This is a genomic window from Saprospiraceae bacterium (genome assembly GCA_026129545.1).
In the GTDB taxonomy this organism is placed as follows: Bacteria; Bacteroidota; Bacteroidia; order Chitinophagales; family Saprospiraceae; genus M3007.
This window is the reverse complement of sequence record JAHCHX010000007.1, coordinates 50,178-62,406: the sequence shown is the minus strand read 5'-3', so window position 1 is coordinate 62,406 and position 12,229 is coordinate 50,178. Positions and strand designations below refer to the sequence as shown.

The following is a 12,229-nucleotide window of genomic DNA, read 5'->3' as shown; positions in this document are numbered from 1 at the left end:
TTCACTTCGGGCCGACGGGGGGTACGGGGGGATGTCATAATGCGGTTAATGACACCCTTTTTTTCGGGACAAAAGGTGTCATTTTGGTGAGGAGGTGCTGACAAATTTTTTGTTTTGAAAATGGCGCTGTTTGCCCGGTGCGTGGCAACGGGCAAAAATGGATGTGACTGACGGGAGGATGGCCTGTGGTAGCAACAGGGACGTGATGGCGGGAAACAAAAGCCCTCGTGCATCCATCGGGACACACGAGGGCATCGAGGCGGCTGAGTTGGGTGTTCAGCCTTAGATCAGGTCGCGCTCGACGAGGGCGCGGACGTAGGCCATCTTGTCGGTCTTTTCGCGGACGCAGCGGGCGCCGAGGGCGATGAACACGCTTTCGGGAAGGTCCACGGAGACCCGGATGAGGCGCTCGGCCTCGCGCGGCTTGGGCTTGCGCCCTCTCCTACCCTGCTCCTGGGCTGAACGAGGTTCGGACTCAACTACGGGTTTAGGTGGCGATGCAGCGGCCGGCTGCGCGGCAGATTTGACCGGCTGCTCGTTTTTGGGCGCGTGAACTTCGCGGGCCATGGCTTCTATTTCTTCGGGCGAGACTTTGCTGGCCGGTTTCACGGTTTGGAGGAAGGTATCGAAATTTTTCTTGGCCATGCGTGATACGGAATTTAAGCGGTGAAGGCTTGGGGAACAACTCGCAGCGTTCTGGACAGATGCGCCGGCGTTACAAAGGTAATTATATGATTACCTAATTACCTAATTAAAATATTAGGAAATTGCGGGCGCTCCTCAGGCGCTGACCTGTTCGAGCAGTTCGAGGACTTCGTTGGTAAGGGCCTCAATTTCGGCGATGGCCTTCTTGTCCTGCATTTCGGTGACGCCAAGGCCGGTGAGGTTGGCTTCCTTGTAGGCGACGCGGTGCGCCACACGGGATTCGAGTACCGGCACTTCGAGGCGGTCAATAGCTTGGTAGATGGTGCGGTTGACGATCGCTTTGCTGTCGTATTCGTTGAGCAGGATGCCGAGTCCGGCGGTCTCGATGCCGCGCCGCTTCTGGATGGCGCGGGTGTCGTTGTAGCGCAGGAGGAATTTTTCGAGCGCGCCGAAATCGTTGCCGCTGGGCATCACGGGTACGACGACGAAATCGGCTATCAGGACGATTTTGGTGGTGATTTCGGAGAGCGCCGGAGAGCCGTCTATGATGACGACATCGAAGTCATCGGCAGCCTCGTTGGCTTTGGTGGCAAGGTTGTCTTCGTTGACCAGGAAAACAGCAATAGGTTCGAGGCCGTTGCCGTTGCGCCGCTCGCTCCATTCGAGGGTGGAACGCTGCTCCGTGTCGGTGTCAATGATGCACACGGACTTGCCTCCTTGCCAGATGCTGACGGCGAGGTTCTGGCTGATGGTGGATTTTCCGACTCCGCCTTTGAGATTGGCGACTGCGATGATAGACATAGCGTGAAAATTGTTTAAGTATGATTGCTGTTGGTATGAATTGCCGGGCAAAAGTAAGACATTTTGTAATTAGGTAAGTAAAAGAGTATTTAATTATTTACTTAAAAAATTAAATAATTACATGATTATGTAATTAAGGAAATGCCAAAACCAAGGACGCATGAAAGGCTAAAAGGCCACAAAACCCATTCGTGCCGAAAAAGATACTCCCACCGCTATCGTTTTTGCCGTCAGATTTGCCCGCCATCGAACGATTCGCCCATTTCTCGCACAAAGGGGCGATGAGGAAAGAAAGTCGCTTAGAACGAAAATTAGGGCCTGTTTTGAAAATGGCCTTTCGGGCGTCCGACTTGCCCGGCGTGTGTCGGGGTACAGCATTCCATGCACTTTTTGATTACTTAATTAAGTGATTATTTAATTGGGTAATTACATAAAAAGATATTTTTCTCACTTTCGCCGATGACAGAGGTGACTTTTTTGGAACGGTTGGGCCGACGGTACGAATTTAATGATACGTTTTGGTAAGTGTGCAATTACAAAAATGACAGCAGACCAGTCGGGTGGGGCAGGGATGGGTGTTCTGTTCGGCGGGAGCGATTTCCGCAGGCGTTGTCGAGCCATTTGATTGCGTAACTGCGGGCCGGGCTTTGGCTGGATAATAGTCGGCTGGGCGGCCAGAAATTGACATAATCAATAGGGTTTACTCCGTTAAAAATTCCCGACCAGTTTTGCGGCTGAATACAAAAAGGCCTGCCGAATAGGGTAGGGGAGACTTTAATTTTGTAATTACCTAATTATTTGAGTATTTAATTAGAAAGAATGGAAAATGGCTTGAAAGCATCAAAGCAAAGAGTGCGGCAACGGGGCTGAATAAGGAGCGCACAATCTTTTGCGGATAGGGTGGGGGAGAAGAAAAGATTTAGGGTGTGGCCGGCTGCGCCGGGATGTAATTATCTGATTAGGTAAGTAAGTAATTATCTAATTGGCTCCCTTTCACTATTTTTAAAGGTGTCGATTTCGACACGGTTAAAATTTGACAGGGTTCTGCGGCCGTCGGGTAAAACGGTGAGCGCTTATAATTAGGTAATTATTTAATCACCTAATTATTGAATGCTGTTGAGGGTGTTCCGGTTTTAAACCCATCGAATTCGATGGGTTTAAAACCGGAACCGAGAAAGCGATCAATGGAATGGGAGGTTCAGGATTTTTCAGGCGACGTGTTTTCGTCGAGCAGGGGTTGCACCAGCGGCGAGAGCAGTTTTTCGAGGGGCAGGTGGTTAAGGTTGTAAAGGGCGGCGAGTTGGCGTTGGGCGGTGCGTTGCAACTCGATGGCGCGGATGCCGCGTTCGACCTCATGGTTGATGAGGACCTCATTGTAGGCTTCGATGTTGGCGAGTACGAGCAGTTGATAGATGTCGGCCACGTCGCGCATATTGTAGCCTTTGGCTACGAGGTCGGCATTTTCGGCGCGCCACTGCTCGGCGGTCATGCCGAAAACGGCCTGGTTGAGCATATCGGCTTCTTCGCTGAACGCCACCAGGCCAGATGGGGTAGGATTGCCTTTAATGACCGGCAGGATGTGTTCGCGAATGGCTTCCTGATGCAAGTGATAGTTGACTTTGGAAAGGGAGCGGCGCAAGTCCCATTCGGGATTTTCGAGGGATTTGAGACGCTGGAATTCTTTGATGACGTAGAGGTGAAAAACCGGACTGAGCCAGGAGCAGAAGGCGAGGGCTAAGTCTTGATGGGCAAAGGTGCCGCTGTCGTAACGACCTTTTTTGATCCGAAGGCCGAAGGCGTTGGTTTGTTGTGCCCACCTGCTCGGGGACAGCGTAAAACGATTTAGCCCCGCCTCGTTTCTTAACCTATCGAATTCGATAGGTTTAAAATTATCGTTGTGCAAGAGTTCCCAGGCACCGAGCAGTTCGATGGTGTCTTTCAAGCGCATCCAGTTGTTGATGAGAATAAAGGGGTCTTGCTCGTTAAACTTTTTGGCAATATCAGTAAGGCTGATGAAATCGCCTTCCAAAACGGTGATATTGATTCCTTGAACTTCGAGTTGCTGCTTTTTCATGGCATAATAGATGATATCAGATGCGGTAAATACTTAATCCCATCGGGTTCGATGGGGTTAAAAATACGAAACCTGCGAGGCAAAGGACTCAATTTTTTGCTGTTTTTTTGGCTATTTTGGCGTTTCAAGAGGAGTAGGGTAGTGGTAATATTTTCCCGGCTTACAACAGTGTGCCGGCCATGAGTGGAATGGGCAAAATATTTGAAGGAGTAATTTGAGCCGGAAAATTCATGTTTTCCTTTGCAACGTACTCTCGTTTAACACCCAAATTCAACTATGCCAGACCCATCTATTGATTTTCTTTTACACGAAACAAGCACCTTGCGCAAGGCCTATGAACTGGTAGGCCGGCAACCCGGCGAGCGGTTCAACATATTCCGGGTACTCGGTTTGGAGAGCGACGAGGTGCGAACGCACTCCCTTTTTTTAGCTGAGTTGCTCAGCCCGGCGGGCAGTCACGGCATAGGGCCCGTTTTTCTGGACCTGTTTTTGGCCCAATTCAAGATTGATGATTTTGATGCATCAGTGGCAAAGGTGACGGCTGAATTCTACATCGGCAGGGTGAGCGACGAGGACGGCGGGCGCATTGATTTGGTGATTGAAAGCAGGGGCAGGCGCATCCTGATTGAGAACAAGATTTTCGCGGGCGACCAGCCCAACCAGTTGCTGCGTTACCACCGCTTCGACCGGGATGCCAGGCTTTATTACCTCACGTTGTTTGGTTCAAAACCGGGCGGGGGAAGCACGGGCAACGGTCGCCTTACCGAAGAGCAATTTACTTGCATTTCCTACGAGAGCGATATGCTGAACTGGCTGGAAGCCTGCCGAGAAAAGGCGGCGCGCCTGCCCAACGTACGGGAAACTATTGCCCAGTACATCGAACTTATCAAACAACTGACCAACCAAAATTTTGACGGCAAAATGCAAACCGATATCCTCAACAAAATTTTCAGCAGCCCCGATCACCTCAAATCATTTGTCGAATTGCAATCGCTGACGAAGCCGGTTTACGACAGGCTCATCGAGACGTGGAGGCCTGAGTTGAAGAAAATCGCGGACGATCTCGACCTGTGGGTTTTCACTTACTTAGAAAGCGGCAAACGGTGGCAGGGATTTGCTTTCGGAGGCGACAAAATTTTTGAGGAAGCCGGTATTCAGATCACGTTTCAATTCGACACCTTTCCCAGAGGGCTTTTTTTCGGATTTTCGTACCCCAAAGACCCCTTGAATGAACGCCGCCCTTTGCAAAGCGGGCGGGATTTGACCGCGTTGAAAGAGCGTTTTCGCAAGGAGTTCAATGGCGCACAGTCCGAACTTTGGTGGGCTTGTTACAAAAAATGGGATGATTACCCGGCCGATACATTGTGTGCTGAAATTCTTTCCGGCAAAATCAATGACGCGATCCGGCAGCGCGTCACGGCAATGCGCGATATAGCCCGCGAGACGCTTAAACCGGGCTGATTGCCATTTTCAACCCAAAATGACTTCAACAATGGAACAGCCTTTCCTCATGGATTTCCACACCCCTGACAACATCTGGACAATCTTCTCCGGCGTGACGGATTTTGAAAGTTATGCGGAAAAATTCGTGGTCAAAGGACGTTTTCACAAAGACGTACCACCGGAAGTGGGGGAAGGTTACGCGATTGCAGAACATATCATGGCGCACGCCTACTACCATTACCCGGCAATGGACGAGGCGCTGGTGAAATTGCTGCGGGTGCTGGAAATGGCGGTGAAAATGCGGTGCAAAGCGTTGAGCATCGCTCTCGAAATCCTCGATAACAAGGGGAAAGCCCGGAAGAAGGTGTTGAATACCCTGATAAACGAATTGGCCGCGAAAGAGGCGGCAAAGCCGACAAAAAGCACCTTGATTTGGCTGAAAGATGTGCGGAATTACCTGATGCATCCGAGCGAGCCAAGCCTTTTCGGTTCTGTTGCCTTAGGCCACATCCGGCAGTGCGTCATCATGCTGAACGCGCTGTTTTTGCCGGAACGATATTTTGAAGATGCCAAGGCCGAGTTGGAGCGTGTGCGCAGTATCTGTCAGTCTTTTGAGGAAGGTCTGTTTGTGCTCGAATACGCCCGGCATCGGTACATCGTTTACCGGAGCGAGTCTGTGGAGACCTATTTTGTTGGAGGCAAATGGCTGGCCTTGTGTGCTTTTCACGCTGTGCCTGCTGATTTAAAGGGCGAAGTGGCAGAGGGGCGCTATCCGTCGCCGTTGGCGTACAGGGTCAAGGATTTGCGGATGGAGGACGGGAACATCAACGGAACGGATGCGGACAGCGGGTTGCCGTTCGTGCTCGCGCCCACGGATCACCCCGACAACAAAGCAATGCTGGAACGATTCGAGCAGGAAAAATTGGAACTGGATGCGCACCAAAAGACGGTGTTTCAAATTAATTCAAATTCGGCAGTCGCCGGTATGGTAACAAAATCGAGATATGAGTACTGGGGTAGTCAATAGTGAATCCTGCCGGGTTTAGTTCCTGTTGTATCTTTTCCCTTTCCGCCAGTCCCAGGGCGCGATCGGCGGCTCGGTGGCCGCCCACAACCCGGCACGGACGACGCGGGCGCTTCGTTCAAGGCTGTCGAGCACCGGGTCGTTGGAATATTTCTTAAAATGCCAGGCGTAACCCGTCGCGACCATCGCTCGGTTGACATCGAGGGTATCGGCCACGAACACGGTGCAGATGCGGCGCCCATTGCGGTCTTTTTTAGCGCCGTCGGCGCGGACTACTTTTCCAAAAATTAATTCGCCGAGATACTGTTTGGCGGCTTTGCCGTAGGGCTGGCTTTTTTCCGGGGCGTCTATGCCTTCGAGCCGGATGCGGATGGGTTCGGCCGGCGCCGGGGCAAGCGGGAGCAGGTCGAAGGTATCGCCGTCCACGATACCAACGGACTGGCCGCGAAGCCCGGTGGAATCGAGTGTACCGGCTGCTGACGGACAGGATTGGCAGGATTCGTCGGGCGGGGTGGGGGAGGGGCCGTTGAAACAAGTCAAGAGCAACAGGAAGGTTAGCCAACTTTTCATAGACGAGGCTTTTTTGAATTTTTAACAATCTTGTTGAGGAAATTTTGTATGAGTAAACGATGGGTGATTGCTCCTGAAAACAGCCTTATAACGGCTACAAAATGACCGGCGGAGCGGTGCGCAGGGTATGGCTGATGGCGCGCAGCCAAGCCGCCACGACTTCCGGCACCACGGCGTTGCCGATGAATTTTTTCTGGTGCTCCTTTGTGCCTTTCAAAATGTAACCGGGCGGGAAGCCCTGGATGGCTTTTAGTTCGTCCACGTCGAGCATCCGCAGGAAAATATCGGCCACCTGGCGGTTGCGCATGAATTGTTTGAGTTCGCGCATGGCCTCGCTGTCGTCGTCCTGCACGGCCCATTTTTCCTGACCCCGGCAGGCACATGCGACGGAAAGCGGGTAGGAGCGTTGGGAGGCAATGACGGTCGGCGCGGGTCGGGTGACCGGACTTCCTGCACTTTGAAACTGCGGGTTGACGAGGAAGGCGCTGCACAGGTTCATTTTGGGCGTGGTCAGCAGGCTGCCTGCGGGCTCGTGCAGCGGAGAAGCATAGCCGTTGGAAAACTGACGGTCGAGCCATTGCACCGGAGAAACAAGGCCGATGCGGTCGCGGGTGGTAACGGTGCGGGCGGGTTCACCGACCGGGGTGGTGTGGCCGTTGTTGTAATAGGTTTGTAAAAGCGGGGTCACGATGGCTTTGTGGCCTTTGGTGGCGACGGCGCCTGCCGGCACACTGAGGGGCAGACAATATCCCGGCGAGTTGTAGGTCATCAGCAGCCCGACGTTGGGCCGTTGTTCCATGTGTGCGGGCGGCAGGTATTTTTGCAGCCCTTTCAGGATGCGCAGGATGGTTTTGTCAGCAATGGGGCGCTTGCGGCCAAAGATGGACGTGCCGAGGTTGCCGAAATCGAGCACGTCGGCTACCGGCTTCCAAGGCAGGCGGTCGTCGGCGAAAAGATTGCCGCGCAAGGGGCGGCGGGCGTGGGTCGGCTGCGGCCAGGCGTGGGGCAGACCGGGTTTGTGAAACACGCAGAAAAAGCGACTGCGGGACGTGTAGGCTCCAAAATCGGCGGCGTTGAGGATGCGCCAGTCGTGGACGTAGCCCATTGCGCAGACGGCTTTTACCCAGCGGATGTATTCGCGGCCTTCGCGTTTGGAAATGGGTTTGCCCTCAGCGTCGAGTTCGCCCCAACTCATAAATTCTTCCACGTTTTCGATTTGGATGTAGTCGGGATCGAGCGCGGTGATGTATCGCGGCAGGCTCCAAGCGAGCATCCGGCTGTCGGCTTTCCGGGCTTTGCCGCCTTTGGCTTTTGAGAATTGGGTGCATTCGAGCGAAGCCCAAAAACTCAATTTTGCCGAAGGAAACAGTCGGCGGTAGCGCGCGACGGCGCTCGTCAACTCATCGAGCGGCATCGTGCGAATGTCCTCGATGAAATGATGGGTGTCGGGATGGTTGGCCGCATGGGAAGCGATGGCGACGGGGTCGTGGTTGATGCCCGCGACGACGCGGCAAATGCCGGAAGCCCTGGCGCCGGTAGTGACACCGCCCGCGCCGCAAAAAGCATCCACCATGAGGAGGTCGGGAACAGGATGTTTAGACATGATTGGAGATGTTTCAGGTAAAAAAATTCAGTCCCACCCGGGTAGGGTAGGGCGACACGAAACGAGGCCGCACGTCAGCCGGGAGGTTATTCAGGGGAGCAGCACCCGCAATTTGAAAGTAAAATCGAAGTCGTTACGGGTGATGGTGGGGTCTGCCATCTCGGCCCGAATGACCATGTGGTCGGCGTAGTGCTCCTGGGGGCCGGTGTAGGGTGCGATGCTCCAACACCTGACGGCCAGCGTCAGCGGCTCAAAGTAGGCGGTATCGAGCCGAAGCGGGCTGAACATCACCATGCGTCCGTCCTGGTAACAGAAAAAATGGGCGACGCTGCGGTAACGCTCTTTGGTGGGGTCTTCGAGAATGGAGGGGCTGTTGGCAAAGTCCCGGTAGATGTAGCGAACAGTGATGATTTCACTGGTCGGCTCGTCGGCGAGTTCCGGTTGCTTGGCGCAGAACACGGCGAGCGCCGCCGCGAGAAGTGCAGCGGCTGCGGAGAAAGTGGCTTTTTTCATGCTGTGTGAGGAGCCTCACCCCCCGGCCCCCTTTCCGGTGGAGAGGGGTAGAAAATGAGGCTTTTTAATGAACAAATATTACGCGAGGTGGCTAATCCCGCGCTGGTTGGTCGGGGTGTTATTGGAAACAAAAATAAGATAAAAAATTGGGAAAATCGCCCAACGAACGCTGCTAAAATGGGCGACTTTCCCAATAATTTGAGTTTATGTATCCGCCTGGCGGACGGATTCACAGAAGGTGCAAACTTCGTGAAAGCCATCTCCGGTGGGCCACCATTCGTGAAGGCAGGGCAGGGAAAAGTCGCGGGCATTGTAGCCGTATCCGGCGAGGCGCTCGCCACAAATCGAACAGGAAGTACCGTAGTTGTCGCCCTGTTTTATCGGATGGTCGCCGGCGAGGTCGCCGGAGCGGATTAGGCTGATTTTGGCGGCGAGTTCGCGCATGGCTTGTTCATACATTTCTTGCGCATTCATGGCGTGTTGTGTGTTGTGATGGCGAAAAAATGGCGTTTTTAGTTGTTTATTCCAGCGAATTGGCCCAAGTTCGACAAAAAGCGGGCATTATTTGAGCGTCAAACAAGGCCGGATTAGCCAGAAAGTGCTGTCGGGCAGTCCGTAGGTTCGGGCCAGGGTTTCGACCGAGGGGAAGCGGCCAAGTTTGGCGCGAAACTTCACGATTCGTCCGGCCAGCGTCGGGCCGATACCGGGCAGTCGCTCGAAATCGGCGGCGGTCGCTGTGTTGACGTCGAGCAGTTGGCCGCGACAAGGGTCGGCCTTGCGGTGCTGAACGCTGGCCGCTTGTTGGCGGCGCTCCGTCTCGTAGGCCGTCCGGCGTTCGGCTTTTACCCGCGCCCATTGCCGACTGGTGCTGTCCCACTTTTCCTGCCGCTCGATTTCCCAATCTTCAATCCGGCCGTCCTGGTCGCGGTCTTGGACACCGGCGGCTTTAAGGCTGTCCTGCCGGGCGCGTTCGATGGCTTCCTGCTGGGCAAACTCTTCTTTGAACCGGGCAATGTCATTCTGAAACGCGGTAAAATCGGTTTTGCGCTCCGGGCGGATCCGTCGCCAAACTTCCGGCAGCAAAAAAACGACGGCACAAAGGAGCATCAGAGAGACTACGCCCAAACGTTCCTTGCGGGTGAAATGGAAGAGATTTTTTAAGTTTTCCATGATGAAAATGGTTGAGCCTCACCCCCCGACCCCCTCTCCGTCGGAGAGGGGGCGGAATAGGAGCGGGAAAATGTTTATACTTCGACGGGTTCGGTGACTTCGTTGCAAAGCCAGGCGGCGGCTTTGCGGGCATCGCTGGCCGCATCGAAAATGAGCGTGTTGTCACCTTTGAGCCGGTCAATCCAGCCGCGCAGGTAAGCGGCGGTGTTGTCGGTCACTTCGGGACGGGCAATGCCGGTACGGGCGCAGAGGAAAGCCGCGCCGATTTCGGCAACCAGTTCCTCTTTGGCGTAAGGCTCTGTGCCGAAAGTGGCGGGTTCGAGCCGGTGAAGTCGGCACGGATGGCCGGTCCAGTGGGTCAATTCGTGGAAAAAGGTGCAGTAGTATTCCTCCATGCTCACGAACTGGCGTTCGTAGGGCATATTGATTCGGTCGGTCACGGCGGAATAAAAAGCCCGGTCTTTTACCGTCCGAATCAGGTGGGGCTGCTCCGGGAGATTTTGGAGCAAAGCGGCGGCGCGTTCGCATCCGTCGCCAGGCGGCGGCTCTGGCAAGCGAACTTCTATGCCTTCAAAATCGGCGACGTTGAACACGTTGAAGTATTGCAAAAACCGCTTGCACTTCCCGTGATGGCCGATTTCGCGCAAGGCTTTGTAGTCCAATGCGCTGACCTTCTGCCCGTCGCGGTCGAAATACAGGTATTTGAAAAAATAGACCTGCTCGGCCTTCGCGCCTTTTCGGATGCTGCCGCCGTGCTCGTTGACTTGGTGCAGGGTGGCAAAAAACGGGTGTTCGTACTCGGTAAAATTCAGCACGAGGGCGTTGATTCCCTGATAGGTGTGATGCCGGAAATAGTTGGACGGGAAGCCGTAAGCCGTCCAGGGTTTGCGCCAAGGGGCTTTGCCGCTTTCGAGGGCTGCAATGATGCGCGCGGTTACGATTTCATATAGATTGAGTGCCATAATTGGAGAAATTGAGGCCTCACCCCCCGGCCCCCTCTCCGATGGAGAGGGGGAGAAAAGGGTAGGGTAGAGGCGGTGAATGTTTACGGCTCTTGCCGGGTGAAGGTGATGTAGAAGCCGAAGGGCTTGGTTCGGGCGGCGAAGGCGGTATCCCAAGGCCACGAAATAATGATTTCCCAAAGCCAGCCGGGTTCCCAGGTCTGGCCGCCGATTTCGGAAAATGCGCCTTCCCTTTTTCGGATTTCGAGCAGGGAAGCGGGTAAGTCGGTGGCGTTGCAGCGTCCCAACGTGATGCCCTCGGTTTTCCAATTCTCTTTTGTCCTGAATTTGAGCAGCAAAGAATCTTTGCCGACGACGCGGACGCTCACCTCGCGGAAACTCAGATGTGTCCCGAAACCGGCGGCGGGGGTTTTGAACACGCCCGCGCCTGTGCCGTCCCAAAATTCCTGAAAGTAGAGCCGCTCTTCTGCCCACTTTTTGACCTTGCCCGCCTGTTGTTCCGGCGTTTTGTCGGGGTAGGCGATGATGGTGTCCACTTTTTGGGCGACGGTCGCCGCATGAGCGGCGAGGAGTAGCACGATGCAAATAGTTGTACGCATGATTAAAAATGTTTGAAAGGTGAAACCCCGCCCGACCCTCCCGCCGGTCGGCGGGCAGGGTGGGCGGCAGCGAATTGGTCAGGCATTGACGATTTCGGGTTCGGTCACGATTTCGACCTCGGCGGGGTGTTCTTCCGCGACTTCTTCGGTGCTGGCAAATACGGGCGGGCGGTAGTTGATGCTCAATTCGACACAAGCATCGCCGGAGAAAGTGTCTTTGCGCCAGATGGGCAGAGCCTTGCCGATGGCGGCGTTCAGTTCGATTTCTTCATCGGGCAGTTTCTGCGCCGCAAACTGGCACATGAAATACTTTTTGCCCGCCGCTTCGGTGGCCTTGCTGACTTTTTCTACCGGGGTGAAAGTGAGGGCGACCTGACACAGATTGGCCTTTTGGTAAAACAATTTGGGCGTGACGGTCATCAGGTTGTCCACGCTGTACCCATGCACGAGCAGGTTGCAGAGGACGCCTTCCTCGTTGATGAAAAAGAACTCAGCCCAACGCTTCGGCCCCATGCCGAGAATGTCGTCCCGGAACACGCGGAAAGCCACCGGCTTGATGGTGAAAGGTGCTTTGGCCTTTGTGACGGGGTTCTTTTCATCGTCGGTGAAAATGCCCCGGCTGGCATCGAAGCGAATCACTTTCGGGTAGCCGGGCAGGTAGAGGACGTTCAACTCGCCGGTGTCGCGGTTGATAAGGTCGGTAACGGGGTTGGCGGCAGATGTGGAATCATGTGTGCTTTTCATAATCCAAGAGAAGTTTAGCCCTACCCGGTGACGAGTAGGAGGTGAAAGAAAAAATGTGATGTAACAATGTGTTTACAAATA

General features: G+C 54.3%; 13 protein-coding genes. 2 read left to right on the top strand and 11 right to left on the bottom strand.

Features of this window, described 5'->3' with window-relative positions; translation table 11 throughout:
• Positions 1-282: 282 nt before the first annotated feature.
• The 3 genes from KIS77_23125 to KIS77_23115 form a co-directional block, all read right to left on the bottom strand.
• A complete protein-coding gene (locus KIS77_23125) occupies positions 283-645 on the bottom strand; it encodes a hypothetical protein (protein MCW5925229.1) in 363 nt (120 codons plus the stop codon).
• A gap of 135 nt (positions 646-780) precedes the next feature.
• Positions 781-1,446 (bottom strand): AAA family ATPase, encoded by a 666-nt coding sequence (locus tag KIS77_23120; GenBank protein ID MCW5925228.1) that lies wholly within the window; start codon positions 1,444-1,446, stop codon positions 781-783.
• Positions 1,447-2,644: 1,198 nt separating this feature from the next.
• A complete protein-coding gene (locus KIS77_23115) occupies positions 2,645-3,520 on the bottom strand; it encodes a KilA-N domain-containing protein (GenBank protein MCW5925227.1) in 876 nt (291 codons plus the stop codon).
• A gap of 276 nt (positions 3,521-3,796) precedes the next feature.
• On the opposite strand from KIS77_23115, the gene KIS77_23110 reads away from it, so the two are divergent.
• Together KIS77_23110 and KIS77_23105 are read left to right on the top strand one after the other, a co-directional pair.
• Positions 3,797-4,981: a PD-(D/E)XK nuclease family protein gene (locus KIS77_23110; GenBank protein ID MCW5925226.1), complete on the top strand. Its 1,185-nt coding sequence runs from the start codon at positions 3,797-3,799 to the stop codon at positions 4,979-4,981.
• Positions 4,982-5,012: 31 nt separating this feature from the next.
• Complete coding sequence (locus KIS77_23105) at positions 5,013-5,990, top strand: hypothetical protein (GenBank protein ID MCW5925225.1); 978 nt, start codon at positions 5,013-5,015, stop codon at positions 5,988-5,990.
• 15 nt (positions 5,991-6,005) lie between these two features.
• Here KIS77_23105 and KIS77_23100 read toward each other — a convergent pair whose 3' ends face one another.
• The 8 genes from KIS77_23100 to KIS77_23065 all read right to left on the bottom strand — a co-directional run bounded on the left by KIS77_23100 (position 6,006) and on the right by KIS77_23065 (position 12,148).
• Positions 6,006-6,557: a thermonuclease family protein gene (locus KIS77_23100; protein ID MCW5925224.1), complete on the bottom strand. Its 552-nt coding sequence runs from the start codon at positions 6,555-6,557 to the stop codon at positions 6,006-6,008.
• 94 nt (positions 6,558-6,651) lie between these two features.
• On the bottom strand, positions 6,652-8,160 hold the full coding sequence (locus tag KIS77_23095; protein ID MCW5925223.1) for a DNA cytosine methyltransferase: 1,509 nt from the start codon (positions 8,158-8,160) through the stop codon (positions 6,652-6,654).
• A gap of 90 nt (positions 8,161-8,250) precedes the next feature.
• Complete coding sequence (locus KIS77_23090) at positions 8,251-8,673, bottom strand: hypothetical protein (protein MCW5925222.1); 423 nt, start codon at positions 8,671-8,673, stop codon at positions 8,251-8,253.
• A gap of 204 nt (positions 8,674-8,877) precedes the next feature.
• Positions 8,878-9,147, bottom strand: coding sequence for a hypothetical protein (locus tag KIS77_23085; GenBank protein ID MCW5925221.1), 270 nt, complete (start codon positions 9,145-9,147; stop codon positions 8,878-8,880).
• Between the two features lie 87 nt (positions 9,148-9,234).
• Positions 9,235-9,843 (bottom strand): helix-hairpin-helix domain-containing protein, encoded by a 609-nt coding sequence (locus KIS77_23080; GenBank protein MCW5925220.1) that lies wholly within the window; start codon positions 9,841-9,843, stop codon positions 9,235-9,237.
• A 74-nt stretch (positions 9,844-9,917) separates the two neighbouring features.
• Positions 9,918-10,805 carry a DUF1738 domain-containing protein gene (locus KIS77_23075; protein ID MCW5925219.1) on the bottom strand — a complete coding sequence of 296 codons (888 nt, stop codon included), beginning with the start codon at positions 10,803-10,805 and terminating at the stop codon, positions 9,918-9,920.
• Between the two features lie 83 nt (positions 10,806-10,888).
• Positions 10,889-11,404, bottom strand: a complete 516-nt coding sequence (locus KIS77_23070; GenBank protein MCW5925218.1) for a hypothetical protein — start codon at positions 11,402-11,404, stop codon at positions 10,889-10,891.
• 78 nt (positions 11,405-11,482) lie between these two features.
• Positions 11,483-12,148, bottom strand: coding sequence for a hypothetical protein (locus KIS77_23065; GenBank protein MCW5925217.1), 666 nt, complete (start codon positions 12,146-12,148; stop codon positions 11,483-11,485).
• Between the last annotated feature and the right edge of the window lie 81 nt (positions 12,149-12,229).

Bases quoted from the DNA above. Each gene is read 5' to 3' on its own strand.
- KIS77_23120 (MCW5925228.1), bottom strand. From the start codon at position 1,446: ATGTCTATCATCGCAGTCGCCAATCTCAAAGGCGGAGTCGGAAAATCC.
- KIS77_23065 (MCW5925217.1), bottom strand. From the start codon at position 12,148: ATGAAAAGCACACATGATTCCACATCTGCCGCCAACCCCGTTACCGAC.
- KIS77_23080 (MCW5925220.1), bottom strand. From the start codon at position 9,843: ATGGAAAACTTAAAAAATCTCTTCCATTTCACCCGCAAGGAACGTTTG.
- KIS77_23075 (MCW5925219.1), bottom strand. From the start codon at position 10,805: ATGGCACTCAATCTATATGAAATCGTAACCGCGCGCATCATTGCAGCC.
- KIS77_23090 (MCW5925222.1), bottom strand. From the start codon at position 8,673: ATGAAAAAAGCCACTTTCTCCGCAGCCGCTGCACTTCTCGCGGCGGCG.
- KIS77_23125 (MCW5925229.1), bottom strand. From the start codon at position 645: ATGGCCAAGAAAAATTTCGATACCTTCCTCCAAACCGTGAAACCGGCC.
- KIS77_23085 (MCW5925221.1), bottom strand. From the start codon at position 9,147: ATGAATGCGCAAGAAATGTATGAACAAGCCATGCGCGAACTCGCCGCC.
- KIS77_23105 (MCW5925225.1), top strand. From the start codon at position 5,013: ATGGAACAGCCTTTCCTCATGGATTTCCACACCCCTGACAACATCTGG.
- KIS77_23115 (MCW5925227.1), bottom strand. From the start codon at position 3,520: ATGAAAAAGCAGCAACTCGAAGTTCAAGGAATCAATATCACCGTTTTG.
- KIS77_23110 (MCW5925226.1), top strand. From the start codon at position 3,797: ATGCCAGACCCATCTATTGATTTTCTTTTACACGAAACAAGCACCTTG.
- KIS77_23095 (MCW5925223.1), bottom strand. From the start codon at position 8,160: ATGTCTAAACATCCTGTTCCCGACCTCCTCATGGTGGATGCTTTTTGC.
- KIS77_23100 (MCW5925224.1), bottom strand. From the start codon at position 6,557: ATGAAAAGTTGGCTAACCTTCCTGTTGCTCTTGACTTGTTTCAACGGC.
- KIS77_23070 (MCW5925218.1), bottom strand. From the start codon at position 11,404: ATGCGTACAACTATTTGCATCGTGCTACTCCTCGCCGCTCATGCGGCG.